The 24,570-nt window shown below is 64.1% G+C and carries 29 protein-coding genes; 12 read left to right on the top strand and 17 right to left on the bottom strand.

What is annotated here, in order from left to right; translation table 11 throughout:
* Window positions 1–49: 49 nt before the first annotated feature.
* Window positions 50–589 (bottom strand): type 1 glutamine amidotransferase domain-containing protein, encoded by a 540-nt coding sequence (locus DGA31_RS20230; RefSeq protein WP_109513746.1) that lies wholly within the window; start codon window positions 587–589, stop codon window positions 50–52.
* Window positions 590–828: 239 nt separating this feature from the next.
* Here DGA31_RS20230 and DGA31_RS20225 point away from each other — a divergent pair, with 239 nt between their 5' ends.
* From DGA31_RS20225 to DGA31_RS20215, 3 genes are all read left to right on the top strand, one after another.
* A complete protein-coding gene (locus tag DGA31_RS20225; RefSeq protein ID WP_161959211.1) occupies window positions 829–1,641 on the top strand; it encodes an HDOD domain-containing protein in 813 nt (270 codons plus the stop codon).
* 18 nt (window positions 1,642–1,659) lie between these two features.
* The gene (gene mutM / locus DGA31_RS20220; RefSeq protein WP_056840492.1) at window positions 1,660–2,472 is read left to right on the top strand and encodes a bifunctional DNA-formamidopyrimidine glycosylase/DNA-(apurinic or apyrimidinic site) lyase; all 813 of its coding nucleotides are present in this window, start codon (window positions 1,660–1,662) and stop codon (window positions 2,470–2,472) included.
* Between the two features lie 87 nt (window positions 2,473–2,559).
* Window positions 2,560–2,901, top strand: a complete 342-nt coding sequence (locus DGA31_RS20215; protein ID WP_056840493.1) for a hypothetical protein — start codon at window positions 2,560–2,562, stop codon at window positions 2,899–2,901.
* 49 nt (window positions 2,902–2,950) lie between these two features.
* Here the strand turns inward: DGA31_RS20215 and DGA31_RS20210 are convergent, their stop codons facing one another.
* Both DGA31_RS20210 and coaD read right to left on the bottom strand, forming a co-directional pair.
* Window positions 2,951–3,202 (bottom strand): YfhL family 4Fe-4S dicluster ferredoxin, encoded by a 252-nt coding sequence (locus DGA31_RS20210; RefSeq protein ID WP_056840494.1) that lies wholly within the window; start codon window positions 3,200–3,202, stop codon window positions 2,951–2,953.
* 97 nt (window positions 3,203–3,299) lie between these two features.
* Complete coding sequence (gene coaD / locus DGA31_RS20205; protein ID WP_056840495.1) at window positions 3,300–3,782, bottom strand: pantetheine-phosphate adenylyltransferase; 483 nt, start codon at window positions 3,780–3,782, stop codon at window positions 3,300–3,302.
* A 224-nt stretch (window positions 3,783–4,006) separates the two neighbouring features.
* Between coaD and DGA31_RS20200 the strand changes: the two genes are divergently transcribed.
* Window positions 4,007–4,861, top strand: a complete 855-nt coding sequence (locus DGA31_RS20200) for a sulfurtransferase (protein ID WP_109513745.1) — start codon at window positions 4,007–4,009, stop codon at window positions 4,859–4,861.
* Between the two features lie 136 nt (window positions 4,862–4,997).
* Here the strand turns inward: DGA31_RS20200 and DGA31_RS20195 are convergent, their stop codons facing one another.
* The 6 genes from DGA31_RS20195 to DGA31_RS20170 all read right to left on the bottom strand — a co-directional run bounded on the left by DGA31_RS20195 (window position 4,998) and on the right by DGA31_RS20170 (window position 10,788).
* Window positions 4,998–5,312, bottom strand: coding sequence for an AzlD domain-containing protein (locus tag DGA31_RS20195; protein ID WP_056840497.1), 315 nt, complete (start codon window positions 5,310–5,312; stop codon window positions 4,998–5,000).
* On the bottom strand, window positions 5,309–6,025 hold the full coding sequence (locus DGA31_RS20190; protein ID WP_109513744.1) for an AzlC family ABC transporter permease: 717 nt from the start codon (window positions 6,023–6,025) through the stop codon (window positions 5,309–5,311). Before DGA31_RS20190 ends, DGA31_RS20195 begins: the two co-directional genes overlap by 4 nt.
* Window positions 6,026–6,205: 180 nt before the next feature.
* Complete coding sequence (locus DGA31_RS20185; RefSeq protein WP_056840499.1) at window positions 6,206–7,246, bottom strand: hydrolase; 1,041 nt, start codon at window positions 7,244–7,246, stop codon at window positions 6,206–6,208.
* 127 nt (window positions 7,247–7,373) lie between these two features.
* Complete coding sequence (gene rsmD, locus DGA31_RS20180; protein WP_056840500.1) at window positions 7,374–7,958, bottom strand: 16S rRNA (guanine(966)-N(2))-methyltransferase RsmD; 585 nt, start codon at window positions 7,956–7,958, stop codon at window positions 7,374–7,376.
* The gene (locus DGA31_RS20175; RefSeq protein ID WP_109513743.1) at window positions 7,958–9,439 is read right to left on the bottom strand and encodes a M16 family metallopeptidase; all 1,482 of its coding nucleotides are present in this window, start codon (window positions 9,437–9,439) and stop codon (window positions 7,958–7,960) included. The genes rsmD and DGA31_RS20175 overlap by 1 nt, the downstream gene beginning before the upstream one ends.
* Window positions 9,436–10,788, bottom strand: a complete 1,353-nt coding sequence (locus DGA31_RS20170) for a M16 family metallopeptidase (RefSeq protein WP_056840502.1) — start codon at window positions 10,786–10,788, stop codon at window positions 9,436–9,438. The genes DGA31_RS20175 and DGA31_RS20170 overlap by 4 nt, the downstream gene beginning before the upstream one ends.
* A gap of 299 nt (window positions 10,789–11,087) precedes the next feature.
* Here DGA31_RS20170 and ftsY point away from each other — a divergent pair, with 299 nt between their 5' ends.
* The 4 genes from ftsY to rpoH all read left to right on the top strand — a co-directional run bounded on the left by ftsY (window position 11,088) and on the right by rpoH (window position 15,444).
* Window positions 11,088–12,767, top strand: coding sequence for a signal recognition particle-docking protein FtsY (ftsY, locus tag DGA31_RS20165; RefSeq protein ID WP_109513742.1), 1,680 nt, complete (start codon window positions 11,088–11,090; stop codon window positions 12,765–12,767).
* Window positions 12,764–13,435, top strand: a complete 672-nt coding sequence (gene ftsE, locus DGA31_RS20160) for a cell division ATP-binding protein FtsE (protein ID WP_056840504.1) — start codon at window positions 12,764–12,766, stop codon at window positions 13,433–13,435. The genes ftsY and ftsE overlap by 4 nt, the downstream gene beginning before the upstream one ends.
* Window positions 13,432–14,460, top strand: coding sequence for a permease-like cell division protein FtsX (gene ftsX, locus DGA31_RS20155; protein ID WP_056840505.1), 1,029 nt, complete (start codon window positions 13,432–13,434; stop codon window positions 14,458–14,460). The genes ftsE and ftsX overlap by 4 nt, the downstream gene beginning before the upstream one ends.
* A 129-nt stretch (window positions 14,461–14,589) precedes the next feature.
* The gene (gene rpoH / locus DGA31_RS20150) at window positions 14,590–15,444 is read left to right on the top strand and encodes an RNA polymerase sigma factor RpoH (protein ID WP_056840506.1); all 855 of its coding nucleotides are present in this window, start codon (window positions 14,590–14,592) and stop codon (window positions 15,442–15,444) included.
* Window positions 15,445–15,570: 126 nt separating this feature from the next.
* On the opposite strand, the gene mtgA is transcribed toward rpoH, so the two are convergent.
* Entirely contained in the window at window positions 15,571–16,266 is a 696-nt protein-coding gene (mtgA, locus tag DGA31_RS20145) for a monofunctional biosynthetic peptidoglycan transglycosylase (protein WP_056840507.1), read from the bottom strand.
* 71 nt (window positions 16,267–16,337) lie between these two features.
* On the opposite strand from mtgA, the gene DGA31_RS20140 reads away from it, so the two are divergent.
* The 4 genes from DGA31_RS20140 to trmB all read left to right on the top strand — a co-directional run bounded on the left by DGA31_RS20140 (window position 16,338) and on the right by trmB (window position 18,607).
* Window positions 16,338–16,718, top strand: a complete 381-nt coding sequence (locus tag DGA31_RS20140; protein ID WP_109513741.1) for a DUF423 domain-containing protein — start codon at window positions 16,338–16,340, stop codon at window positions 16,716–16,718.
* Window positions 16,719–16,821: 103 nt separating this feature from the next.
* A complete protein-coding gene (gene thiS, locus DGA31_RS20135) occupies window positions 16,822–17,022 on the top strand; it encodes a sulfur carrier protein ThiS (protein ID WP_056840509.1) in 201 nt (66 codons plus the stop codon).
* A 48-nt stretch (window positions 17,023–17,070) separates the two neighbouring features.
* Window positions 17,071–17,865 (top strand): thiazole synthase, encoded by a 795-nt coding sequence (locus DGA31_RS20130; RefSeq protein WP_109513740.1) that lies wholly within the window; start codon window positions 17,071–17,073, stop codon window positions 17,863–17,865.
* 94 nt (window positions 17,866–17,959) lie between these two features.
* Window positions 17,960–18,607 carry a tRNA (guanosine(46)-N7)-methyltransferase TrmB gene (gene trmB, locus DGA31_RS20125; RefSeq protein WP_241509623.1) on the top strand — a complete coding sequence of 216 codons (648 nt, stop codon included), beginning with the start codon at window positions 17,960–17,962 and terminating at the stop codon, window positions 18,605–18,607.
* A gap of 167 nt (window positions 18,608–18,774) precedes the next feature.
* On the opposite strand, the gene DGA31_RS20120 is transcribed toward trmB, so the two are convergent.
* The 7 genes from DGA31_RS20120 to proC form a co-directional block, all read right to left on the bottom strand.
* Window positions 18,775–19,098: a DUF3392 domain-containing protein gene (locus tag DGA31_RS20120; protein ID WP_056840512.1), complete on the bottom strand. Its 324-nt coding sequence runs from the start codon at window positions 19,096–19,098 to the stop codon at window positions 18,775–18,777.
* A 9-nt stretch (window positions 19,099–19,107) separates the two neighbouring features.
* Window positions 19,108–20,262 carry a radical SAM family heme chaperone HemW gene (hemW, locus tag DGA31_RS20115; protein ID WP_236709459.1) on the bottom strand — a complete coding sequence of 385 codons (1,155 nt, stop codon included), beginning with the start codon at window positions 20,260–20,262 and terminating at the stop codon, window positions 19,108–19,110.
* A gap of 56 nt (window positions 20,263–20,318) precedes the next feature.
* Window positions 20,319–20,912 carry an RdgB/HAM1 family non-canonical purine NTP pyrophosphatase gene (gene rdgB / locus DGA31_RS20110; RefSeq protein WP_109513737.1) on the bottom strand — a complete coding sequence of 198 codons (594 nt, stop codon included), beginning with the start codon at window positions 20,910–20,912 and terminating at the stop codon, window positions 20,319–20,321.
* Window positions 20,913–20,949: 37 nt separating this feature from the next.
* Window positions 20,950–21,570 (bottom strand): methionine biosynthesis protein MetW, encoded by a 621-nt coding sequence (metW, locus tag DGA31_RS20105; protein WP_056840815.1) that lies wholly within the window; start codon window positions 21,568–21,570, stop codon window positions 20,950–20,952.
* A 7-nt stretch (window positions 21,571–21,577) separates the two neighbouring features.
* Window positions 21,578–22,717 carry a homoserine O-succinyltransferase MetX gene (gene metX / locus DGA31_RS20100; RefSeq protein ID WP_109513736.1) on the bottom strand — a complete coding sequence of 380 codons (1,140 nt, stop codon included), beginning with the start codon at window positions 22,715–22,717 and terminating at the stop codon, window positions 21,578–21,580.
* Window positions 22,718–23,098: 381 nt separating this feature from the next.
* Complete coding sequence (locus tag DGA31_RS20095; protein WP_056840516.1) at window positions 23,099–23,713, bottom strand: YggT family protein; 615 nt, start codon at window positions 23,711–23,713, stop codon at window positions 23,099–23,101.
* Between the two features lie 23 nt (window positions 23,714–23,736).
* A complete protein-coding gene (gene proC / locus DGA31_RS20090) occupies window positions 23,737–24,558 on the bottom strand; it encodes a pyrroline-5-carboxylate reductase (protein WP_109513735.1) in 822 nt (273 codons plus the stop codon).
* Between the last annotated feature and the right edge of the window lie 12 nt (window positions 24,559–24,570).

Here is a 24,570-nt window from a genome sequence, read left to right as displayed (position 1 = left end):
GCGTCATCCCGGCGTCGGGCCGGGATGAGGCGAATTAACTGACGATGGATCAGGCCGAAAGGGCCTTGATCAGTTGCTCGTTGAAGGCGGGAATGTCGTCGGGCTGGCGGCTGCTGATCAGGTTGCCGTCGACGACCACGGCTTCATCAACCCAGTCGGCGCCAGCATTGACCAGATCGTCCTTGAGGGTCTTGTAGCTGGTGAGCGTCTTGCCTGTCACCAGTTTTGCAGAAATCAGCAACCAGCCGCCATGACAAATCACAGCAATCGGTTTGTTCTGGCCGTTGATGAGATTGACGATGTGCTGCGCACCTTTATCCAGGCGGATGGTGTCGGAGTTCTGCACGCCACCGGGCAGCACCACCGCGTCGTAATCTTCATTCTTGGCCTGCTCGAAGGTGCGGTGCACCTCGAAGTCGTCTGCGGGCTTGTCGTGGTTCCAGCCTTTGACCGTGCCGGCCTGGCTGGACAGGATTTCCACCTTGGCACCGGCTTTTTCAAGCGCCTCCTTGGGACCGGTGAGTTCAACCTGCTCGAAACCGTCGGTCACCAAAAACGCAACGCGCTTGCCACTTAAAGAACGGGACATGGTCTTCTCCTCAATCGGGTCTGGGACGGCATGCGGCGTGCCGCCTTGCGGTGCCGCGCTTACAGAGTCCGAAGCGCAGGACGCGGCAAAGTTCAAGGAAATTGACCTTTAATGGTGATGGACCGTTCTTGATTAAGGGGGCAGAATTCCAACCTGATCCCGAGTAAGCCTCTATGCCTCAGAAGTTGTCACCCGAGTTGACCCAAGAGCAGATCCAGCAGGCCCTGCAAGGCATCAGTGTGCCTGCGCAGCCGCAAATCCTGGTTGATCTGCAGATGGAGCAGTACATGCCCGACCCTGATCTGGGCGTGATCGCACGGCTGATTTCACAGGATCCCGGGCTGTCCGGTGCGCTGCTCAAGATCGTCAATTCGGCACATTACGGGCTGTCGAACAAGATCGCGTCCATCGAGCGGGCCGTGAACCTGCTGGGCAGTCGGACGGTCATCAATCTGATCAATGCCCAGTCGATCAAGGGCGAGATGAGCGATGAAACCATCGTCACCCTGAACCGGTTCTGGGACAGTGCCCAGGACGTGGCCATGACCAGCCTGACCCTGGCCAAGCGCCTGGGCTCGCAGACCGTGGACGAGTCCTACGCCCTGGGTCTGTTTCACGATTGCGGCATCCCGCTGATGCTCAAGCGCTTTCCCGACTATATGTCGATGCTGGAAAATGCCTACGCCCGCGCCCGTGGCGAGTGGCGCGTCGTCGACACCGAGAACGAAGCCTTCAATACCAACCACGCCGTGGTGGGCTATTACACGGCCCGTTCCTGGCGCCTGCCCGAGCACCTGTGCGCCGCCATTGCCAATCATCACAATGCGCTGGCGATGTTCCAGGACGACTCGAGCAATAATGCGCCACTGAAGAACCTGCTGGGCACGTTGAAGATGGCCGAGCATATCTGCCAGTCTCACCGGGTGCTGGGCAATGAGGAGGAGGACCACGAGTGGGACGCGGTCGGGCACCTGGTGCTCGATTACGTCGGCCTGTCCGAATACGATTTCGAATACCTCAAGGAAAGCATCCGCGAACTGAGCGGACGCTGATCGCCATCTGAGTGAACCATGCCTGAATTGCCTGAAGTCGAAACCACCCGCCGGGGCATCGCGCCGCACCTGCAAGGGCAGCGCGTCGAGCGTGTGATCGTGCGCGATCACCGCTTGCGCTGGCCGATCCCTGAAGACCTGGATGTGCGCCTGTCCGGGCAACGCATCGTCGAGGTGGGGCGGCGGGCCAAGTACCTGTTGATCCAGGCCGAGGTCGGCACGCTGATCAGCCATCTGGGCATGTCCGGCAACCTGCGCCTGGTCGAGGCCGGCTCGCCGGCGCTCAAGCATGAACATGTGGACATTGAGCTGGAGTCGGGGCTGGCCCTGCGCTACACCGACCCGCGCCGCTTTGGCGCCATGCTCTGGAGCCTGGACCCGCATAATCACGAACTGCTGCTGCGCCTGGGCCCTGAGCCCCTGACCGACCTGTTCGACGGCGCACGGCTGTTCGAGCGCTCGCGTGGCAAGTCAATGGCAGTCAAGCCGTTCATCATGGACAACGCGGTGGTGGTCGGGGTGGGCAATATCTACGCCACCGAGGCGCTGTTCGCCGCCGGCATCGATCCGCGCCGCGAGGCCGGGGGCATTTCCAGCGCGCGTTATCTCAGGCTGGCCATCGAGATCAAGCGCATCCTGGCGCATGCCATCGAGCGCGGTGGCACCACCTTGCGCGATTTCACTGGTGGCGACGGTAAGCCTGGGTATTTCCAGCAGGAATTATTTGCCTATGGCCGTGGCGGCCAGCCGTGCAAGGTCTGCGGCAGCCTGTTGCGCGAGGTCAAGCTGGGCCAGCGCGCCAGTGTCTTCTGCCCCAAGTGTCAGCGTTGACACAAAGTGAGTCGGTAACGGGCCTTGCTTAACCCCGGGCGCTGTTTATAGTTGATCCATTCAACCCGTGCAGCCGAAGGACCCAGCATGAGCCCGTTTCGTATTCTCGCCGCTACCCTGGCCCTGTTGGTCGGCCTGCAGGCCGCGCCGGCCATGGCCGGCTTCGAAAACCCCACCGCCAGTGGCGACCCTTCCTACGAAATCCAGAACCCGCCGGCGTTTGCCATGATCGGCGACTTGCTGATCGCCCGGCCGCTGCTGATCGCCGCGACCGTGGTCGGTGCCGGGCTGTTTGTCGTGGCTCTGCCATTTACGGCCACCGGCGGCGGCATCGGCCGCACCGGCAAGGCGCTGGTGGTCGACCCGGCCAAGGCGGCCTTCGTGCGCTGCCTGGGCTGTACGGGGGATCGTTACGGCGAGCAGGAGTGAAACCGCCCCTGTGGCCGGCCTGAACGGCCAGCGCTTGCCGTGCGTGTGATCAAGCCTTGCCGGTGATGTGCAGGTATTTGGTCATCAGTTCGTCTTTGCTTTCGACGCGATTTTCATCCAGCGGGATGCAATCGACCGGGCAGACCTGCTGGCACTGCGGCTCGTCGTAGTGGCCCACGCACTCGGTGCACAGGTTCGGGTTGATCACGTAGATCTCTTCGCCCTGGGAAATCGCTTCGTTCGGGCACTCGGGTTCGCAAACGTCGCAGTTGATGCAATCGTCAGTGATGATAAGGGACATGCAACTCTCCTGCCGCGGGGAGACCGGGCACATGAAAACCAATGCGGCGAATTGTGCCGCATTAGGTCTTCGGATGCACCCCGCGCTTGATAGCCGATTACGACTGCTTGAAACGCTCGTTCAGTGCCTGGGCCACAGCCGGGTGCACGAATTTGGTGATATCACCGCCCAGGGCCGCGATTTCCCGGACCAGCGTCGAGGAAATGAACGAGTAACGCTCGGAGGGCGTCAGGAACAGGCTTTCGACGTCCGGTGCCAGTTGTCGATTCATGTTGGCCAGCTGGAATTCGTACTCGAAGTCCGACACTGCCCGCAGACCGCGCAGCAACACATTGGCGCCCTGTTCGGTGGCGAACTGCGCCAGCAGGGTGGAAAAGCCCAGCACCTCGACATTGGGCAGGTGACGGGTGACCTCGCGGGCCAGCTCGACACGCTGTTCAAGGCCGAACAACGGGTTTTTTTTGGGGCTGGCTGCCACCGCGATGATCACATGATCGAACAGGCGCGAGGCGCGTTCGACCAGATCGCCGTGGCCCTTGGTAATAGGGTCGAAGGTGCCTGGATACAACACTCGGTTCATCGCGTCGTCCTGTGAGGAGTCCGTTGAGGGATTCGGATGGTAGCGCAGCCACTTGCCGCACGCCAAGCCGTGTGCCTTTTGACCCGCGCAACAAGTGCCGATTATCGGTCATCGACCGCTTGCGAGCACTGTAAGGCCAGACCAAAGGCCAGTCGACGCCGGCCCCTGGCACAGCCTATGCTCGGTGGCATGATGATTCGATGTTCTGTCCACAGGAGTTCGTTATGCCGCTTGCGCAACTGATCAGCCCCCGTGAACTGGCCGCCCGGCAGCAGACGCCGGGTCTGGTGATCCTCGACTGCCGTTTTGCGCTGGACGATGCCGATTACGGCCAGCGCAGCTACGCGCAGGGGCATATCGAGGGTGCCCGGTTTGCAGACCTTGAGCGCGACCTCAGCGGGCCGGTGACCAAGGGCAAGACAGGCCGGCACCCCTTGCCGGACCCCAAGGCGCTGCTTGAGCGGCTGCGCGCCTGGGGCATCAACGATGACAGCGATGTCGTGCTCTACGACGATGGCCCTGGCGCCTATGCCGCGCGTGCCTGGTGGCTGCTGGCCTGGCTGGGCAAGCGCGAAGGCGTGTACCTGCTTGATGGCGGCCTCAAGGCCTGGCATGCCGCCGGACTGCCGTTGAGCCTGGACGCGCCACGCTCCGCGCCTGGTCGATTGGCCGGCGAACCGGACATGTCGCTGGTGCTGAGCGCCGAACGCCTGCAAAACCGCCTGGGGCGCCCGACCCTGACCCTGATCGATGCCCGTGCCGAGGCGCGCTTTCGGGGCGAGGTCGAGCCTATCGACCCGGTGGCCGGGCATATTCCCGGCGCGCAGTGCCTGGTGTTCACCGACAACCTCGGCGAGGGCGGCCGCTTTCTGCCGCCCGAGCAGCTGCATGAACGTTTTGCCCAGGCCCTGCAAAGCCGCTCGCCCAAGGACCTGGTGGCCTATTGCGGCTCGGGGGTGACGGCCTGCCATAACCTGTTTGCCATGGCCCTGGCCGGTTATACGCTGGGCGCGCTGTATGCAGGGTCCTGGAGCGAGTGGATCACCGACAGCCGGCGTGAAGTGGCGACCGGCGCCTGATCGTTTGCCTTAGGGCCTGTTTTGCCGCGAGACTGCGTTACTCGCCACTCATCTGGAATGACCAGACTTCGCGGCGCCTGCCTTGCCTCGCGGCAAAACGGGCGCCGGCGCGGCCGTGATGAAATGGCAACAGACCCTAAAGCACCCAGCGCAACACGAAGAATACGGCCAGCCCGCCACCGATGGTCGCCAGCAGGTTGCGGGTCAGGGCGGCGATGCCGATGCAGGCGATGCCTGCCAGCAGGTAGGGGTTGTTTAGCGACACCTGCCAGTGCTGGCCGTCCGGCAGCAACATGCCCGGCACCACAATGGCGGTCAGCACAGCCGTGGGCACGTAATGCAGCGCCTGGCGCACCAGCGGCGGGAAGCTCAGGTTCGGCCAGGCGAACAGGCTGTAGCGCAACGCAAAGGTCATGGCGGCCATGGCCGCCACCAGCCACCAGAAACTCATGATTGCACCTCGCCGATGGTGGTGACCGGACGTCGGCGCTCAAGCACGACACCGGCGACGATGCCACTGAAGGCGGCGGCCATCAGCCCCAGCTTGTAGGGCAGGTCATAAGTCAGCAAGGCCACGGCAGCGGCCACCAGCGCGGCAGCGATCTGCGGCCGGTTGCGCAGCATCGGCACGACAATGCCGATAAAGGTCGCCAGCATGGCAAACTCCAGCCCCCAGCCAGCCATGTCCGGCACGGCCTGACCGAACAGCACGCCGACCAGCGAGCTGCCGACCCAGCAGGCGTACAGCGCGGTGGCGACACCCAGCCAGTACCAGTGTGCCTGCGGCATGCGGCCATGCACCCGGTAGAAGCGCTGCACCACGGCAAAGGTTTCGTCGGTCAGCCAGAACGCCAGCAGCAGACGCCAGCGTTGCGGCAGGGCACTGACGTGCGGTTGCAGGGTCGCGCTGTACAGCACATGCCGCAGGTTGACGATCAGCGTGGTCAGTAGAATCACCGCAGCGCTGGCCCCGGAGCCCAGCAGGCTGATCACGATAAATTGCGCGGACCCTGCATACACCAGCGCTGACATGCCCACCGCCTGCAGCAGCGAGAGCCCGCCTACGCCGGCCAGGGTGCCGAAAATGATGCCGAACGGGGCGATGCCGACCTGCATCGGCACACTGTCGCGAAGACCGCGATAAAAAAGATGACTGCGTGACATGTGAAGACCACTCCTTTGGTCGCGCATCTTAATACTTTTTGTCACTGTGGGAGGCAGGCTGTGGGTGGGAGTTGCCCATGCTGGCCCCTCCACACGTTTAGCGTTCGGCATAACCCTGCAGGACCGGCTTCAGCCGGGAATGGCGCTCATCTGCTGCGCCTGTACGGCTCGGCATCAGGCTTACAACGCGTGCGGATACGGGTTGTCCCGCTCGTGGGCAATGCCCAGCCACAGTGGGATACGCCGTTCCAGGTAATAGCCGGGATGGCGCAGCGAGCCTTCGACAAAGCCCACATGCCCGCCCCGGGCCTGCAGCTCGAATTCGATGCACGATGACAACTCCGCTGGTTCGGGCAGGCTGTGGGCGAACACGAACGGATCGTCCAGGGCCTGGATCATCAGCGTCGGGGTGCGGATCCGGCCCAGGAAGTAGCGGCTTGAGGCGCGCTTGTAGTAATCGTGGGCATCGGTAAAGCCATGCAGCGGGGCGGTGACCCGGCCGTCGAAGTCCCAGAAGGTGCGCATGTTTTCCAGCGAGCCCAGCGCCGCCAGTTCAGCCAGGCCTTCGCTGAGGCCTTCGTGCTGGAAGCGCCGCTGCTTGTCACGGATATACCCGAGCATTTCGCGCATGAAGTGGCGTTGATAAATGCGCGAAAAGCCCTGGCCGATACGGTTGGCGCATTCATCCAGGCGAAACGGCACCGACACCGCGACCGCGCCGAGCAAATGGCTGTGTTCACCGGACTCGCCCAGGTACTTGAGCAACACGTTGCCACCCAGCGAATAACCCACGGCATACAAGGGCGCCAGTGGGCGCAGGGCACGCAAGTGGGCGATGACGGCGGCCAGGTCTTCGCTGGCGCCGGAGTGGTAACTGCGCGAACGCAGGTTGGGCTCGCCCGAGCAGCCGCGCCAGTTGAGCGCCACGCTGGCCCAGCCCTGCGCCATCATGGCCCGTTGCAGGCCCACGACGTACGGCGAGTTGGCCGAACCGGTCAGCCCGTGCAGCACCAGCACCAGCGGGGTATCAGGCTGGTGCGGGCCGTGCCAGTCGAGGTCGAGAAAGTCGCCATCGTCCAGCCACAGCCGCTCGCGGGTGCGCTCGATGGGCAGGCCACGGCGCAATAACGGGCCCCACAGGGTTTGCAGGTGCGGGTTGCCCAGCCCGGTCGCCGGAACGAAAGGGCTGACATGAAGGGGATGGAAGGAGGGCAAAGGCATGGCGTCGATCGTCGTGAGTGCAGTGTCGGTCGGTCCCCTACGTTGCCATCAAGCGCGGGCCGATGTAAGTGACGATTGGCTCAACGGCAATGGAACACGGCCGGCAGTGCCGGCCGTGCAACAGGTATCAGCCCCTTTGCCAAAGCCCGTAATACACCTGGCCGGCCTTTTTCTCGCGGTGCAGGCGCCAGTTGCCCGGCAGGCCGGTGGTGGAAGGCGGGGTTTCGCTTTCGGTGTAGATCCACGCACGTTCCGCCAGCCAGCCCCGGGTTTCGAGCAAGGCGCAGGCGTTGCTCAGCAGGCCCTGATGGAACGGCGGGTCGAGGAACACCACGTCGAAAGCCTCTGCCGGAGCGGTTTCCAGGTGGCGCAGGGCATCGCTGTGCAGCACCTGGCCATTCTCACATTTGAGCAGCTCAAGGTTCTGGCGCAGGCTGGCGATGGCGGCCGGGTTGTTGTCCAGCGCCAGGCCCGACTGTGCCCCGCGTGACAGCGCCTCGAAATACAGGGCGCCGCTGCCGGTGAAAACATCCAGCACCCGCGCGCCGACGATGGACGGCGCCAGCCAGTTGAACAGGGTCTCGCGCACCCGGTCAGGGGTCGGGCGCAGGCCCGGGGCGTCGGGGAAACTCAGCCGTCGGCTGCCCCATTCGCCGCCGATGATGCGCAACTGGCCCTGGCCGTTATGCGTTTTGGGACGTGGATTGGCCATTAATGCTCCGGAACGCCCGCAGGCGGTGTGGCAGGTTTGTCAGTAGGTGGCGGCAAGGGTTTCTGCGCCACGGTCGGGCCGACGGTGACGATCACCATCTTGTCGGCCGCCAGGTGTTTGTTCATCGCCGCCTTGACCTGCTCGACCGTCACGGCCTGGGCCTGGGTCATGTAGTCCTCGAGGAAGGTCAGCGGCAGGTCGTAGAAGCCGATGGCGCCCAGTTGCGCCACGATCGAAGCATTGCTGGCCGTCGACAGCGGGAAGCTGCCCGACAGTTCGCGTTTCACATCATCGATTTCCTTCTGGGTCGGACCGTCGGCAAGAAACTTGCCGACTTCATCCTGAACCAGCTTGAGGGTGTTTTCGCTCAGTTCGGCACGGGTCTGCAAGCCGATGGTAAACGGCCCTGGCACACGCATGCCGGTAAAACCGGAGGATACACCATAGGTCAGGCCACGTTTTTCCCGCACTTCGGTCATCAAGCGGCTGCCGAAGCCACCACCGCCGAGCACCGAGTTGCCGACGCTCAGCGCGGCGTAGTCCGGGTCGTTACGGCTGATGCCCAGCTGCGCCAGCATCAGGTGGGTCTGGTTTGAGGGGAATTCGATGTGCGTGACGCCGGCCTTGGGTTCGACCGGTTCCGGCATTTTTGCCAGGGCCGGGCCCTTGGGCAGCGCGCTGGACACCTGGGCGGCAATGGCCTGGGCTTCGTCACGCGACAGGTCGCCGACCAGGGCAATGACTGCGTTGCCGGCCGCATAGGCCTTGGCATGAAACGCCTTGAGCTGTGCCTGGGTCATGGCGCCGACACTCTTGGCATTGCCATCGCTGGGGTGTGCATAAGGATGATCGCCATACAGCTTGGCGTACAACGCGTTGCTGGCGATCACGCCGGGGTTCTGCTTCTGGTACTCAAAACTGGCCAGTAGCTGGTTCTTGATGCGTGCCAGCGAGTCGGCCGGAAAGGTCGGCTTGCCCACCACGTCGCTGAACAGCTTCAGGGCCGACTCGCGCTTGTCCTTGTCGCTCAGGCTGCGCAGCGACACCATGGCCATGTCGCGGTACGAGCCGTTGCCAAAATCGGCGCCCAGGCCTTCGAAGCCCTGGGCGATGGCGCTGACGTCCTTGCCCTTGACGCCCTCGTTGAGCATGGCGTTGGTGACCAGGGCCAGCCCCGGGGTGTTCTGGTCCTGGCTGCTGCCGGCGGCGAAGATCAACCGCAGGTCGAACATCGGCAGCTCACGCGACTCGACGAACAGCACCTTGGCGCCTTCGGCAGTGTTCCAGGTCTGGATGTTCAGGTCGCGACGGGCCGGCGCCTTGCTGTCCAGTTCCTTGAGTGACTGCAGGTTCTGGCCCAGCGGGGCATCGGTGCGCGGCGCATCGCTGCCGGCGGCATTGTTGGCCTGCACGGGCAGGGCGACGACAGCGGCCAGCAACAGGCCGGTCAGCGTAGAGCGGTAGGGTGTGCGCATGATCATTGAGCCTTCTTCTCGGGCAGCACGTGCGCAACGCTGAGGCGCTCACGAGTGAAATAGGTCTTGGCGGCGTTCTGGATGTCGGCCGGGGTCACGCTTTGCAGGGCGGCGAGTTCTTCGTCGATCAGCTTCCAGGACAGGCCGACGGTTTCCAGCTGGCCGATGGTGGTGGCCTGGCTGGTGATCGAGTCGCGCTCGTAGACCAGGCCGGCAATGACCTGGGCCCGTACGCGCTCCAGTTCTTCGGCCGACGGGGCCTTGGTTTTCAGCTCGTCGAGCAGGCGCCAGATACCGGCCTCGGTGTCGGCCAGGGTTTTCTTCTTCTGCACGTTGGGCGTGGCACTGATCATGAACAGGCTGTCGCCACGGGTAAAGGCGTCGTAATTGGAGCCGGCACCCGACACCAGTTCTTCGCCACGTTCCAGGCGGCTGGGGATGCGGGCGCTGTAGCCGCCGTCAAGCAGGGCGGCGATCAGGCGCAGCGCCTGCACCGAGCGCGGGTCTTCGGCGGTGGCCAGGCTCGGCACGTTGAAGGCATACATCAGGCTGGGCAACTGGGTCTGCACATGCAGGGTAATGCGCCGCTCGCCGGGTTCGGCCAGTTCCAGCGGTTTTTTCGACGGTGGCAGGTCGCGGCGCGCGATCGAGCCGAAGAAACGCTCGGCCAGCGCCTTGACCTCGTCGGCCTTGACGTCACCGACCACCACCAGGGTGGCGTTGTTGGGGGCGTACCACGATGCGTACCAGTGGCGCAGGTCCTCGACCGTCATGCGGTTGAGGTCGGCCATCCAGCCGATGGTCGGGGTGTGATAGCCGCTGGCCGGGTAGGCCATGGCCTTGAAGCGCTCGAAGGCCTTGCTGACCGGCTTGTCGTCGGTGCGCAGGCGGCGCTCTTCCTTGATGACCTCGATTTCGCGGCTGAACTCGTCGGCCGGCAGCTTCAGGGTCGCCATGCGGTCGGCTTCCAGCTCCAGCGCCACGCTCAGGCGGTCGCGGGCCAGCACCTGGTAATAGGCGGTGTAGTCGTCGCTGGTGAAGGCGTTCTCTTCGGCGCCCAGGTCGCGCAGGATCAGCGAGGACTCGCCAGGCCCGGTCTTGCTGCTGCCCTTGAACATCATGTGCTCCAGCGCGTGCGACAGGCCGGTCTGGCCGGGTGTCTCGTAGCTGGAGCCGACCTTGTACCAGACCTGGGAAACCACCACCGGCGCGCGATGATCTTCACGCACGATAACCTTCAGGCCATTGTCGAGGGTGAATTCGTGGGTCGGTTGCGGGTCGGCTGCCAGGGCAGACAGCGGCAGGCAGAGGGTGCTGAGCAACAGGCCTGCGGCACGGCGGGCTAAAGCATTCATGGCTATTGGAACCTGTAAGACGACCTGCTTGGACTTAGCGTCGGCAGGCACGGGGGTGGTAGGATACTGATCCGTTTGCGCGGCGAACAACCCTCACGGCCTGCCGGCGCGTGAAACTTGTTTTAGGGTGTGTGTGCAAAAGACCGGCCGACGGTTTTACAGACCACCCTTTGCGCGGTTGAAATGTGCCGCGCCAGAACCGCCGAATGAACAAGCAGCCCAGAACGCAGTCTGTTTGGCATGTCAGCATTTTCCGAAAGGCCTGTTGGCGTTTCGCTACTTTGAGATAGCCGTCCTCCATGTTTGGTTCCAACGACGACAAGAAGACCCCAGCTGCGGCTGGCGAAAAGAAAGGCCTGTTCGGGTGGTTTCGTAAAAAGGCCCCGGAGCCGGTCCAGCCGCCCGAGCCCGCCCCCGAGGCCCAGCCTCCCGTCCAGCCCGAAGAACCGTCTGCTGGCGTAGCCAATGAGCCGCCCGTGGTGACGCCGGCCGAGCCGTTGGTGCCGACGGCCCCGACGCCGGTTGCCGAAGCGCCTGTCGTCCAGCCGCCTGTAGCGCCCGCGTCGCCGATCATTCCTGTAGCGCCGGTCGTTGCACCGCCGGTCGTGCAGCCGCCGGTGGCCGACGTGCCGCCCGTGCCGGCGCCAGTGGCCCCGGCAGCGCCTGCAAGCGTGGCGCCCGAGCCGGTTACACCGCCTGTCGCCCCGCTCTCGGCCCCTGCGCCGGCCCCCGCCGAGGCGCCGACCCCGTCGTGGCTGACCCGGCCGGTGGCCGACGAGTCGGTGGCACGGGTCAACGAGCTGGTACCGCCGGCGGCTCCCGCGCCTGCACCCGCAGCACCCGTCGAAGCGGCACCGGTCATCACCCCGGAGCCGGTCATCCTGGCGCCTGTGACCGAGCCTGCACCGATCGCACCAACCCTTGTCATCGCGTCTGTTGCGCAGATGCCTGTTGCCCAGCCTCCTGTCGTCGAGCCGCTTGCTGCCCCTGCGGTCGTAGACCTGGTGGTCGAAACCCTGCCAGTGCCTGCGGCACCTGCCGAGCCCAAGGTCGGCTTCTTTGCCCGTCTCAAACAAGGCCTGTCCAAGACCAGCGCCAGCATCGGCGAAGGCATGGCCTCGCTGTTCCTGGGCCGCAAGGCCATCGACGATGACCTGCTTGAAGAAATCGAAACCCGCCTGCTGACCGCCGATGTCGGCGTCGAGGCTACGTCGGTGATCATCCAGAACCTGACGCAGAAGGTCGCGCGCAAGCAGCTGACCGATGCCGAGGCCCTGTACAAGTCGCTGCAGGCCGAGCTGGCCGCCATGCTCAAGCCGGTCGAGCAACCGCTGGTGATCAAGGCCGAGCACAAGCCGTTCGTGATCCTGGTCGTGGGTGTCAACGGCGCCGGCAAGACCACCACCATCGGCAAGCTGGCCAAGAAGCTGCAGCTGGAAGGCAAGAAAGTCATGCTGGCCGCCGGCGACACCTTCCGTGCCGCCGCCGTAGAGCAGTTGCAGGTCTGGGGCGAGCGCAACCAGATCCCGGTGATCGCCCAGCACACCGGTGCCGACTCGGCCTCGGTGATCTTCGATGCGGTGCAGGCCGCCAAGGCGCGTGGCGTCGATGTGCTGATCGCCGACACCGCCGGTCGCCTGCACACCAAAGACAACCTGATGGAAGAACTCAAGAAGGTGCGCCGGGTCATCGGCAAGCTCGACGCCGAGGCGCCGCACGAGGTGCTGCTGGTGCTGGACGCCGGCACCGGGCAGAACGCGATCAACCAGGCCAAGCAGTTCAACCAGACCGTGACCCTTACAGGCCTGGCGCTGACCAAGCTCGACGGCACGGCCAAGGGCGGTGTCATCTTCGCGCTGGCCAAGCAGTTCGGCCTGCCGATTCGCTACATCGGCGTGGGCGAAGGCATCGACGACCTGCGCACCTTCGAGGCCGAACCTTTTGTTCAGGCCCTGTTTGCGGAACGGGAGCGCCCATGATTCGATTCGAGCAGGTCGGCAAGCGTTATCCGAACGGTCACGTCGGGTTGCATGAGCTGAGCTTTCGAGTGCGTCGTGGCGAGTTCCTGTTTGTCACCGGCCACTCCGGTGCCGGCAAAAGTACCCTGTTGCGCCTGTTGCTGGCCATGGAGCGCCCGACCTCGGGCAAGCTCTTGCTGGCCGGCCAGGACCTGGGGCAGATCAGCACGGCACAGATTCCTTTCCTGCGCCGGCAGATCGGCGTGGTGTTCCAGAATCACCAGTTATTGTTCGACCGTACCGTCTTCAACAACGTCGCGCTGCCGTTGCAGATCCTGGGCCTGTCCAAGCCCGAGATCCTCAAGCGCGTCGATTCGGCGCTTGAGCGCGTCGCGCTGTCCGACAAGGCGGCACTGTACCCGGGCGACCTGTCCACCGGCCAGCAGCAGCGGGTCGGCATCGCCCGGGCCATCGTCCATCGCCCGGCCCTGTTGCTGGCCGATGAACCGACCGGCAACCTCGACCCCCGGCTGGCAGCGGAAATCATGGGTGTATTCGAAGACATCAACCGGCTGGGCACCAGTGTGCTGATCGCCAGCCACGACCTGGCCCTGATTGCCCGGATGCGCCATCGCATGCTGACCCTGCAGCGGGGCCGCCTGATCGGTGACGGGGAGGCTGGCGTATGAGCAGTCCGCGCAGTAACGCAAAAGTCTCTGATCGGGTGGCGCCCCGTCCGGCCGACCCCGATCCGAAGAAAAAACGCGGCGCGCATGACGATGACGGCCCGGACTTCAGCACCTTGCTGGCGGCCTGGATCGAAAGCCATCGCAGCAGCCTGGTCGACAGCCTGCGCCGGCTGGGCAAGCAACCGATCGGCAGTTTCTTCACCTGCCTGGTCATGGCCATTGCCTTGAGCCTGCCCATGGGGCTGTCGCTGTTGTTGAGCAACATCGAACGCCTGGGCGGCTCCTGGCAGCGTGCGGCGCAGATTTCCGTGTACCTGCAGATGGATGCCGGACAGGCCGAAGGCGGTCGGCTGCGCGAGCAGATCAAGGCCATGCCGGACGTGGCCGAAGCCGAGTACGTCAGCAGCGACCAGGCGCTCAAGGAGTTCCAGAAGGACTCAGGCCTGGGCGAGGCGCTCAAGGCCTTGCCGAACAACCCGCTGCCGGGCGTGGTGGTGGTGACACCGCAGGAGGTCGACAAACCGGCGCTCGAAGCCTTGCGCGCCCGGCTGGCCGAATTGCCCAAGGTGCAACAGGCGCAACTCGACCTGGTGTGGGTCGAGCGCCTGGCGGCGATTCTCAAGCTGGGTGACCGCTTCGTCTTCGGCCTGACGGTCCTGCTGGTGGCGGCGCTGTTGCTGGTGATCGGCAATACCATTCGTCTGCACATCGAGAACCGTCGTGTCGAAATCGAGGTCATCAAGTTGGTAGGCGGTACAGACAGCTATGTGCGCAGGCCGTTTCTTTATATGGGCGCACTGTACGGCATCGGTGCCGGCGTGTTGTCGTGGGGTGTGCTGGCGTTTGGCCTGGACTGGCTGAACGACGCCGTGATCGGTCTGGCCGGACTCTATGGCAGCAACTTCGCCTTGACCGGTGTTCCGATGGGCGATGGCTTGTCACTCTTGCTTGGAGCGGTACTGTTAGGGTATATCGGTGCTTGGATTGCGGTCGCCCGCCACCTGAGCGAGCTGGCCCCCCGGTAAATCCGGGCTGTTTCATTCGTTTATGCAGGACCAATTGACTTATTCAGCTGAGGGAACTTGTCTAGCGGTTCCCGGTCAATTTCGCAGTGCTGAGCTGCACCCGCTACATCTGTTGGAGGTTTCTTTCGTATGACCACTTCTTTGCAACCTGCCTATGCATTGGTTCCAGGCGCCAACCTGGAAGCTTACGTGCATGCGGTCAACAGCATTCCGATGCTGACGCCCGAGCAGGAGCGTGAACTGGCAGACAGTCTCTACTACGAGCAGAACCTTGAGTCTGCGCGCCAGATGGTCCTTGCCCATCTGCGCTTCGTGGTGCATATCGCCCGCAGCTACTCCGGTTATGGCTTGGCCCAGGCTGACCTGATCCAGGAAGGCAACGTCGGCCTGATGAAGGCCGTCAAGCGCTTCAACCCTGAAATGGGCGTGCGCCTGGTGTCGTTTGCCGTGCACTGGATCAAGGCCGAGATTCACGAATTCATCCTGCGCAACTGGCGTATCGTCAAGGTCGCCACGACCAAGGCCCAGCGCAAGCTGTTCTTCAACCTGCGCAGCCAGAAAAAGCGTCTGGCCTGGCTGAACAACGAGGAAGTCCACCGCGTGGCGGAAAGCCTCGGGGTCGAGCCGCGTGAAGTGCGCGAGATGGAAAGCCGCCTGACCGGCCAGGACATGGCCTTCGACCCGGCCAGTGAAGCCGACGACGACAGCGCCTTCCAGTCGCCGGCCAACTACCTCGAAGATCATCGCTACGACCCGGCGCGCCAGCTCGAGGATTCCGACTGGACCGACAACTCCACCGCCAACCTGCACCAGGCGCTGGACGTGCTGGACGACCGCAGCCGCGACATCCTCTATCAACGCTGGCTGGCCGAGGAAAAGGCGACCCTGCATGAGCTGGCCGAGAAGTACAACGTCTCTGCCGAGCGCATCCGCCAGCTGGAAAAGAACGCGATGAACAAGCTCAAGACCTCCATCGCCGCCTGATCCACGCCGTGACGCAAAACGCCTCGACCTGTCGGGGCGTTTTCGTCCGGGCCTGGTAACCGCACGACGATCCTGCAGGACCGGCTTCAACCGGGAAGGGTGAAGCCATCGCGGCTGAAGCCGCTCCTACCGGATCGCCTGCAGGTAATCGTCGCCGCCCAATTGGCGCATCTGCTGGCGGATCCAGCCGGCGCGGCGTGCCACATAACTGCTGGGACGGCTGGCGCTCCAGCGGCGCGGGTTGGGCAGCACGGCAGCCAGGTAGCTGGCCTGCTGGGTCGACAGGTTCGCGGCTGAAGTGTGGAAATGATGACGGGCGGCCGCTTCGGCGCCGAATACGCCGTCGTCCCATTCCACGCTGTTGAGGTACACCTCAAGAATGCGCTCCTTGGACCACAGCAGCTCGATCAGCGCGGTAAACCAGGCTTCCAGCCCCTTGCGCAGGTAGCTGCGCCCCGACCACAGGAACAGGTTCTTGGCCACCTGCTGGCTCAGGGTGCTGGCGCCACGCAGCGAGCCGCCGCGTTCGTTATGCGCAATAGCCGCCTGGATAGCGCCGATATCGAAGCCCCAGTGCTCGGCAAAGTGCTGGTCTTCACCGGCCACCACAGCCACCTTGAGCGGCGCGGCGATCTGCTCCCAGGGTTGCCAGTCGCGTTGCAGGTCGATGGGCTGGCCATCGAACCACGACTCGATCTTGCGCTCGACCATCAGCGCGGTGCCCGGTGGCGGGATCCAGCGCAGCAGCAGAACAACAATGAAGCTGCCGGCGGCGAACCACAGCATGGCCTGGATGACACGACGGAAAAGAATACGCAGCATTAGACATCGCTTGGCCGAACCCGTTGAGCGGGCCATTATACAGACCGTGCGCAAATGCCCAGGAGTTCTTGATGCTTCGCAGCTTTTTAATGTTGGCCGCCTTTTTCGGTTTCACCGGCGTGGGCTTGGGCGCGTTTGCCGCCCATGGTCTGAAAGGACGCCTGAGCCCCGAATACCTGGCGGTGTTCCAGACCGGTGTGCTCTATCAACTGATCCACGCCCTGGCGCTGTTCGGGGTAGCCCTGCTGGCCGCGCACATGCCCGGGCGGCTGGTCACCTGGGCCGGTTTCGCCTTTGTCGCCGGCATCGTGCTGTTCTCCGGCAGCCTGTACCTGCTGACCCTGACCGGCATGAGCAAGCTGGGCATCATCACCCCCTTTGGCGGCCTGTGCTTTCTGTTTGGCTGGTCGATCCTGGGCGTGATGGCCTGGCGGCTGGGCAGCGGCACCTGACCTGCCGACCCCGGCCGGGACGAATGGTGCGCTGCGGGGTTGGTCAGGCCGGCCCGGCGGGCTAGAATGCGGGCCCCCTTAACCATGATGGCTGCTGCTGCGCATGCACATTCAGTTGAACGGCGAACCCTTTGAGTTGCCCGACGGCGCGACCGTCACCGCCTTGCTGGCCCGCCTGGACCTGGTCGGGCGCCGCGTCGCGGTCGAATTGAACCTGGACATCGTCCCGCGAAGCCAGCATGAAACCACCTCCCTGCGCGAAGGCGACCAGGTCGAGGTGGTGCATGCCATTGGCGGTGGTTAGGTTTCGCGGTTACCGATGACCCCTTCTGCACGCTAAAGAGGATCCACGATGAGCAACGCCCGCAGCGACAAGCCCTTCGTTCTGGCCGGCCGGACCTTCGAGTCGCGCCTGCTGGTCGGCACCGGCAAGTATGTCGACATGGAACAGACCCGCCTGGCCATCGAGGCCTCGGGTGCCGAGATCGTCACGGTGGCCGTGCGCCGCACCAACCTGGGCCAGAACCCGGGCGAGCCGAACCTGCTCGACGTCCTGCCGCCGGACCGCTACACCATCCTGCCCAACACCGCCGGCTGCTTCGACGCCCCGGAGGCGGTGCGCACCTGCCGCCTGGCACGTGAGCTGCTCGACGGTAGCAACCTGGTCAAGCTTGAAGTGCTGGCCGACCAGAAGACCCTGTTCCCTAATGTCATCGAGACCCTCAAGGCCGCCGAAGTGCTGGTCAAGGACGGCTTCGACGTCATGGTCTACACCAGTGACGACCCGATCGTTGCCCGCCAGCTGGCCGAGATCGGCTGTATCGCCATCATGCCGCTGGCCGGCCTGATCGGCAGCGGCCTGGGCATCTGCAACCCGTACAACCTGCAGATCATCCTGGAAGAAACCAAGGTGCCGGTGCTGGTCGATGCCGGTGTCGGCACGGCCTCGGACGCCACGATTGCCATGGAGCTGGGCTGTGAAGCGGTGCTGATGAACTCGGCCATCGCCCACGCCCAGTATCCGGTGCTCATGGCCGAAGCCATGAAACACGCGGTCATCGCCGGCCGCCTGGCCTACCTGGCCGGTCGCATGCCCCGTAAACTCTATGCCAGCGCATCTTCGCCGCTGGATGGCCTGATCAAGTAAGAGCCTGTTGATGACTGATTCGCACGTTTCACCCGAGTTGCCCGAAGCGCCAGAAGGCCAGGATCGCCCGCACCGTCGCATCAAGAGTTTCGTGATGCGTGCCGGGCGCATGACCGAAGGCCAGCAGCGCGGCCTGGATCAGGGCTTGCCGCTGTTCGGCCTGCAACTGACCGACACGCCGGTGGATTTCGATCAGGTGTTTGGCCGTTCGGCGCCGCGCACCCTGGAAATCGGCTTCGGCATGGGCCACTCGCTGCTGGAAATGGCCGCCGCCGCGCCCGGGCACGACTTCATCGGTGTCGAGGTGCATTCGCCGGGTGTGGGTGCGCTGCTCAATGGTGCCCTGACCCAGGGCCTCAAGAACCTGCGGGTCTATGATTGCGACGCCATCGAAGTGCTCAACCGCTGCGTGGCCGACAACAGCCTGGATCGCCTGATGCTGTTCTTCCCGGACCCGTGGCACAAGAGCCGTCACCACAAGCGCCGCATCGTGCAGCCCGAGTTTGCCGAACTGGTGCGCAGCAAGCTAAAGCCGGGCGGCGTGTTCCACATGGCCACCGACTGGGAACCCTATGCCGAGTACATGCTGGAAGTGATGAACGTGGCGCCGGGGTATCGCAACCTGGCCGAGGACAACCAGTACGTGCCGCGCCCTGAAGAGCGCCCGATCACCAAGTTCGAACGCCGCGGCGAGCGCCTGGGCCATGGCGTATGGGACCTGAAGTTCGAAAAAATCGACTGAATCCAACACCGGCCCGTGGTAGGAGCGCGCTTGCCCGCGACCGGCTGCGTTAGCAGTCGTAACATTGTGGCGTTTCGCAGATTTCTGGATGTATTGGCAATCATAAGTTTGTGGTGTTGCATCAATTTTGCGAGCGCTGCGCACTCGGTCGCGGGCAGAGCGCGCTCCTACTTGCGATCGGCAATCACGCCGATCAGCACCAGCACCACCAGCAGCACCGGGGCCAGGCTGTAGTTGTTGAACTGGCTCAGGCCCTTGACCACCCAGGGCGTGGCGTAGATCAGCGCCAGGCCGCTGCCCACGGTGCAGGCCAGGGCCAGCAGCGGGATGCGCATCGCGCCCGACAGGCTGCCGGCGCGTTGCTCGACCCAGGCCTTGATGTCCGATCCGAACAACACCAGCAGGCACCCCACCAGCGCCAGGGCGATTTCCGACAGGTTGCTGCGGCTCCAGCGCGAGACCGCGTCCAGCAGATCGAGTACGACGTCCATGCAGGTTCCTTAGCTCAGAAAGTATTGCAACAGGTCGTTGAGGAACAACTGGCCCTGCGGCGTAGCGGCCAGGCGTTGCGGATCGGCGTGCAGCAAACCACGCCTGATCGCCTGCTCGCGTCCCCCGGCCAGTGAATCCAGGCTTAGACCGGTTCTTTCACGAAATAATGCAGCGTCCACGCCATTTGTCAGGCGCAGGGCGTTCATCAGGAATTCAAAGGGCAACTCGTCGGCCGTCAGCACCTTGGCTCCGGCCTGGAACGGCTTGGCCGGGTTCAGGTAATCCTTGGGCAGGCGCGTCTTCCAGGTGCGCTCGATGCGCCCGTCCGGATGGCTGAGCTTGCCGTGGGCACCGGCACCGATGCCGATGAAATCGCCAAAGCCCCAGTAATTGAGGTTGTGCCGCGCCGCCTTGTCGGGCTGCGCATAGGCCGAGACTTCGTACTGGGCATAGCCGTGGTCGGCCAGCAGTTGCTGCCCGGCTTCCTGGATGTCCCAGAGAATGTCGTCTTCGGGCAGCACCGGCGGCTGGTTCCAGAACACCGTGTTGGGCTCCAGCGTCAACTGATACCAGGACAGGTGAGTGGGCGCCAGGGCGATGGCCTGGCGCAGGTCGCCCAGCGCCTCGTCCTGGCTCTGGTCGGGCAGGCCGTGCATCAGGTCCAGATTGAAGTTGTCGAAGCCGGCGGCGCGGGCCATGTCGGCGGCACGGATGGCTTCGTCACCGTTATGGATGCGGCCCAGCGCCTTGAGCTTGGCCTCCTGGAAGCTCTGGATGCCGATCGACAGGCGATTGATGCCCAGGCCGCGATAGGCGCTGAACTTGGCCTGCTCGAAGGTGCCGGGGTTGGCTTCCAGGGTGATCTCGATATCGGCCGCGAAGCGAATGCGCTGTTCCACGCCGGCCAGCAGGCGACCCAGGGCGTCTGCGCTGAACAGGCTGGGCGTGCCACCGCCGAAGAAGATCGAGCGCAACTCGCGGCCATGCACATGGGGCAGGTCCTGGTCGAGGTCGGCCAGCAGGGCGTCGACGTAGTCCTGCTCGGGCAGCACGGCGCTGGCGGTGTGCGAGTTGAAGTCGCAATACGGGCATTTGCGTACGCACCACGGGATATGAATGTACAGCGACAGCGGCGGCAGGACAGGCAAGGCCGGCCGGGGCATCAGCGACGAAAACCCGTCGGTGCCGGCATACAGCGGCTGGACAATGGCGTCAGCGGTCATTGCAGGTCCAGGCGCTGGCGCAACAGGGCCATGGCGCGGGCGCGGTGGCTGAGCTGGTTTTTCTCGGCGGGCGACAGCTCGGCACTGGAGCAATGGCGCTCAGGCACCCAGAACAGCGGGTCATAGCCAAAGCCGTGCTCGCCGCTGGCGGCATGCAGAATGCGCCCGTGCCACAGGCCTTCGCACAGGATCGGCAGCGGGTCGTCGGCATGCCGCACCAGCGCCAGCACACAGACGAACTGCGCGGTGCGCCGCTTGTCCGGCACGTCCTTGAGGGCGTCGAGCAGTTTGGCGTTGTTGGCGGCATCGCCCTGGCCGTCTGCGTAACGCGCCGAGTAGATGCCCGGCGCACCACCCAGGAAGTCCACGGCCAGCCCCGAATCATCGGCCAGCGCCGGCAGCCCGGAAATACGTGCCGCGTTGCGCGCCTTGAGAATGGCGTTCTCGACGAACGACAGGCCGGTTTCTTCAGGCTCCACCGTGCTGAACTCGCCGATCGAGCGCAACTGCACGCGGTCGCCGAGCATGGCCTGCAGTTCCTTGAGCTTGCCGCCGTTATGGCTGGCCAGTACCAATTGAGTGATGTTCATCTGTACGTCCGCAAAGTCTGTGGGGATGGGCTGCGCGTCAGACCGCGAGCTGGTGCTCGCTCAGGCCCGGGCTGCGCACCCGGTAGATGCCGATCTCACCCAACAGGTTAGGCCACAGCTTGCTGGCCCAGCCGTGCCGGTGCTGATTGTCGACCGCCATGCGGTCCAGCACCCGCGCCTCGCGCTCGCGGCACAGGGCTTCGAAGTCCTCGAAGGTGCAGAAGTGGATGTTCGGCGTGTTGTACCAGGTGTATGGCATGAAGTCCGAGACCGGCATGCGCCCCTTGCTGGCCAGGTACCAGCGGCAGCGCCAGTGGCCGAAGTTGGGGAAGGTGATGATGCATTGACGACCCACGCGCAGCATTTCGTCGAGGATGCGGTCGGGGTAATGCACCGCCTGCAACGCCTGGGTCATGACCACCACATCGAAGCTGTTGCTGGCGAAGTTGCCCAGCCCCTTGTCCAGGTCCTGCTCGATGACGTTGACGCCCTTGAGCACGCACTGGGCGATGTTGTCGGGGTCTTTCTCCAGCCCGTAGCCGGTGACCTGCTTGTGGTCGCGCAGCCAGGCCAGCAGTTCGCCGTCGCCGCAGCCCAGGTCGAGCACGCGGCTGCCGGCGGGAATCCACTCCTGGATGATCTCCAGATCGGCTCTCATGAGGTCCTCACAGCGCAATACGATTCATGTAGTTGCCGAAAGCCTGCACATAGCGCGGGTTCGGGATCAGGAAGGCGTCGTGGCCCTGGGGGGCTTCGATTTCCAGGTAGCTGACGTCCTTGCGCGCCGCCATCAGGGCGTCCACCAGCTCGCGCGAGCGCGCCGGCGAGAAGCGCCAGTCGGTGGTGAAGGACATCACGCAGAATTTCGCGCTGGCCGAGGCGAAGGTTTTCGCCAGGTCATCGTTGAAGGCCGCCGCCGGGTCGAAATAGTCCAGCGCCTTGGTCATCAACAGATAGGTGTTGGCATCGAAGCGCCCGGAGAACTCTTCACCCTGGTAGCGCAGGTAGCTCTCGACCTGGAATTCCACGTTATGGAAGTCGTAGTTGAGCTTTTCGTTCTTCAGGCCACGGCCGAATTTCTCGCCCATCGAGTCATCGGACAGATAGGTGATATGCCCGACCATGCGCGCCAGCATCAGGCCACGCTTGGGAATCACGCCACGGGCCTGGAAGGCGCCTTCGTGGAATTCCGGGTCGGTCAGGATGGCCTGGCGAGCCACCTCATTGAAGGCGATGTTCTGCGCCGACAACTTGGGCGCCGAGGCGATGGCCAGGCAGTGACGCACCCTGTCGGGAAAGGTAATGGTCCATTGCAGCGCCTGCATGCCGCCCAGGCTGCCGCCGACCACTGCCGCCCATTGCTCGATACCCAGCAAGTCGGCCAGCCGCGCCTGGCTGTGCACCCAGTCTTCGACGGTGACCACCGGGAAGTTGGCGCCATAAGGCTCGCCGGTCTGCGGGTCGATACTGCTGGGGCCGGTCGAGCCGTTGCAGCCACCCAGGTTATTGAGGCTGACGACGAAGAAACGGTGGGTGTCGATCGGCTTGCCGGGACCGATGCAACTGTCCCACCAGCCCGGCTTGCGTTCTTCGGTGCTGTGGTAGCCAGCGGCGTGGTGATGGCCCGACAGGGCGTGGCAGATCAGCACGGCGTTGCTGCGCTGGGCATTCAACTGGCCGTAGGTTTCGTAGATCAGGTCATAGGCGGGCAGCGTGCGGCCACACGCCAGCGCCAGAGGCTTGCTGAAATGCGCCAGCTGCGGCGTGACCAGACCAACACAATCGGGGGGAAAGACCGTGGGCATCGACCCTGCTCTCGCTTGAAAGAGGCGTAAGTCTAAAGACCCGAGGGGGCAGCGGCAACCAATCAACAGGACCGTGAGCCCTGACAACGCGCCCGTAGGAGCGCGCTTGCCCGCGACCGAGTGCGTAGCGCTCGTAAAATCTCGAAAACGCCACAATTTTACGACTGCTAACGCAGCCGGTCGCGGTGGTCCGGCATTCCGGCAAGTGCGCTCTCATCAAACATGAAATAACTTGTTGATTTTATTGGCTATAAAATTCACACCTGTAGGAGCGCGCTTGCCCGCGACCGGCTGCGTTAGCAGTCGTAAATTTTCAGCGTTTCATAGATTTTTACGAGCGCTACGCACTCGGTCGCGGGCAAGCGCGCTCCTACCAAGCATTCAGATCAGCAGGCGCAGTACCGGCGGCATGGCGGACATCTTGATCAGCCAGACAATGACGGTCATTTCGATCAGCTTGATGGCCATGAAGGCGGCAATCGGCGACAGGTCCAGGCCACCCAGGTTGGGCAGGCGCTGGCGCAGCGGGGCCAGCAGCGGTTCGCAGATCTGGTTGACCAGTTGCGCGGCCGGGTTGTGGCTGGTCGGGGCGACCCACGACAGGATCACGCTGATAAGCAGGGCCCAGAAGAAAATGTTCAGCAACAGCACGGTGACGCCGATCAGGGCCCACACCAGCAGGTGCAGGACCATGGTCAGAGCGCTGATGCCGGGCGGAACGATGGTGCCGAACTCCAGCATCAGGATGGCGGCCATGATCAGCATCTGCACAATGATGCCCAGCACCAGCGAGGACATGTCCAGGCCGAACACACTGGGGATGATCCGGCGCATCGGGCGCAGCAGCGGCTGGGTGGCCTTGACGATGAACTGGCTCAGGGGGTTGTAGAAATCGGCCCGCACCAGTTGCAGCACAAAGCGCAGCATGACGATCAGCAGGTACAGGCTGCCGAGGGTGGTAACGATGAAACTTGCAGCGTTGGTCAACTCGCTCATCTATCTGCTCCAGTAGTCGAAAATTATTGGCCCAGTTGCTCAGCCAGCTCGGCCGAGCGCCTGGCGGCGGCGGTGAGGGCCGTCTCGACCAGCGATTCGAAGCCTCCGGCCTGGAAGGACTTGATGGCCGCTTCCGTAGTGCCGGCCGGCGAGGTCACGCGGCGGCGCAGTTCGGCGGCATCCACGTCGCTGCCGGTGCTCATCAGCGCGGCGCCCAGGGCGGTCTGCTCGGTGAGCTGGCGCGCCACGTGTTCAGGCAGGCCCAGCTTCACGCCGGCGGCGGTCATGGCTTCGATCAGCAAAAAGAAATACGCCGGCCCGCTGCCGGACACGGCGGTCACGGCATCGAGCTGATGTTCCTGCTCAAGCCACAGGGCGATGCCTACGGCCGACAGCAACTGCTCGGCCTGCTGGCGCTGGGTGTCGGTGACCTTGTCGGTGGCGTACAGGCCGCTGACGCCCTTGCGCAGCAGCGCCGGGGTGTTGGGCATGCAGCGCACCACCGGCTGTTGCTCGCCCAGCCACTGGTTGAGGCTGGCGCAGGTGATGCCGGCGGCCACCGAGACGATCAGTTGTTCGGGCTTGAGGCTGGGGCTCAGGGCCTGGCAGACGTTTTTCATCATCTGCGGCTTGACCGCCAGCAGGATCACGTCGGCGCCCTCGATGGCCTCGGCGTTGTCGGCCACGACGGTGATGCCATGCTCGGCGCTGATGCGCGCCCGGGTGTCGGCGCCCGGGTCGCTGGCGCGGATGTCGGCGGCATCGACGCCCTGGGCGCGCAGGCCACCGATCAGGCTGGCGGCCATGTTGCCGGCGCCAATGAAGGCAATGCGAGTGGTGCTCATGAACAGTTTCCT

This window comes from Pseudomonas ovata (assembly GCF_003131185.1).
GTDB classification, from domain to species: Bacteria; Pseudomonadota; Gammaproteobacteria; order Pseudomonadales; family Pseudomonadaceae; genus Aquipseudomonas; species Aquipseudomonas ovata.
The sequence above is the reverse complement of the archived record's forward strand: the minus strand, read 5'-3'. Positions and strand labels throughout refer to the sequence as shown.

Coding starts and splice junctions, on each gene's coding strand:
- ftsE (WP_056840504.1), top strand. CDS start 12,764: ATGATTCGATTCGAGCAGGTCGGCAAGCGTTATCCGAACGGTCACGTC.
- DGA31_RS20210 (WP_056840494.1), bottom strand. CDS start 3,202: ATGTCCCTTATCATCACTGACGATTGCATCAACTGCGACGTTTGCGAA.
- ftsY (WP_109513742.1), top strand. CDS start 11,088: ATGTTTGGTTCCAACGACGACAAGAAGACCCCAGCTGCGGCTGGCGAA.
- DGA31_RS20175 (WP_109513743.1), bottom strand. CDS start 9,439: ATGATCATGCGCACACCCTACCGCTCTACGCTGACCGGCCTGTTGCTG.
- rdgB (WP_109513737.1), bottom strand. CDS start 20,912: ATGAACATCACTCAATTGGTACTGGCCAGCCATAACGGCGGCAAGCTC.
- DGA31_RS20190 (WP_109513744.1), bottom strand. CDS start 6,025: ATGTCACGCAGTCATCTTTTTTATCGCGGTCTTCGCGACAGTGTGCCG.
- DGA31_RS20230 (WP_109513746.1), bottom strand. CDS start 589: ATGTCCCGTTCTTTAAGTGGCAAGCGCGTTGCGTTTTTGGTGACCGAC.
- metX (WP_109513736.1), bottom strand. CDS start 22,717: ATGCCCACGGTCTTTCCCCCCGATTGTGTTGGTCTGGTCACGCCGCAG.
- thiS (WP_056840509.1), top strand. CDS start 16,822: ATGCACATTCAGTTGAACGGCGAACCCTTTGAGTTGCCCGACGGCGCG.
- DGA31_RS20200 (WP_109513745.1), top strand. CDS start 4,007: ATGCCGCTTGCGCAACTGATCAGCCCCCGTGAACTGGCCGCCCGGCAG.
- mtgA (WP_056840507.1), bottom strand. CDS start 16,266: ATGCTGCGTATTCTTTTCCGTCGTGTCATCCAGGCCATGCTGTGGTTC.
- metW (WP_056840815.1), bottom strand. CDS start 21,570: ATGAGAGCCGATCTGGAGATCATCCAGGAGTGGATTCCCGCCGGCAGC.
- DGA31_RS20215 (WP_056840493.1), top strand. CDS start 2,560: ATGAGCCCGTTTCGTATTCTCGCCGCTACCCTGGCCCTGTTGGTCGGC.
- ftsX (WP_056840505.1), top strand. CDS start 13,432: ATGAGCAGTCCGCGCAGTAACGCAAAAGTCTCTGATCGGGTGGCGCCC.
- DGA31_RS20140 (WP_109513741.1), top strand. CDS start 16,338: ATGCTTCGCAGCTTTTTAATGTTGGCCGCCTTTTTCGGTTTCACCGGC.
- DGA31_RS20130 (WP_109513740.1), top strand. CDS start 17,071: ATGAGCAACGCCCGCAGCGACAAGCCCTTCGTTCTGGCCGGCCGGACC.
- mutM (WP_056840492.1), top strand. CDS start 1,660: ATGCCTGAATTGCCTGAAGTCGAAACCACCCGCCGGGGCATCGCGCCG.
- DGA31_RS20170 (WP_056840502.1), bottom strand. CDS start 10,788: ATGAATGCTTTAGCCCGCCGTGCCGCAGGCCTGTTGCTCAGCACCCTC.
- DGA31_RS20195 (WP_056840497.1), bottom strand. CDS start 5,312: ATGAGTTTCTGGTGGCTGGTGGCGGCCATGGCCGCCATGACCTTTGCG.
- rpoH (WP_056840506.1), top strand. CDS start 14,590: ATGACCACTTCTTTGCAACCTGCCTATGCATTGGTTCCAGGCGCCAAC.
- trmB (WP_241509623.1), top strand. CDS start 17,960: ATGCGTGCCGGGCGCATGACCGAAGGCCAGCAGCGCGGCCTGGATCAG.
- DGA31_RS20095 (WP_056840516.1), bottom strand. CDS start 23,713: ATGAGCGAGTTGACCAACGCTGCAAGTTTCATCGTTACCACCCTCGGC.
- DGA31_RS20185 (WP_056840499.1), bottom strand. CDS start 7,246: ATGCCTTTGCCCTCCTTCCATCCCCTTCATGTCAGCCCTTTCGTTCCG.
- coaD (WP_056840495.1), bottom strand. CDS start 3,782: ATGAACCGAGTGTTGTATCCAGGCACCTTCGACCCTATTACCAAGGGC.
- proC (WP_109513735.1), bottom strand. CDS start 24,558: ATGAGCACCACTCGCATTGCCTTCATTGGCGCCGGCAACATGGCCGCC.
- DGA31_RS20120 (WP_056840512.1), bottom strand. CDS start 19,098: ATGGACGTCGTACTCGATCTGCTGGACGCGGTCTCGCGCTGGAGCCGC.
- hemW (WP_236709459.1), bottom strand. CDS start 20,262: ATGCCCCGGCCGGCCTTGCCTGTCCTGCCGCCGCTGTCGCTGTACATT.
- rsmD (WP_056840500.1), bottom strand. CDS start 7,958: ATGGCCAATCCACGTCCCAAAACGCATAACGGCCAGGGCCAGTTGCGC.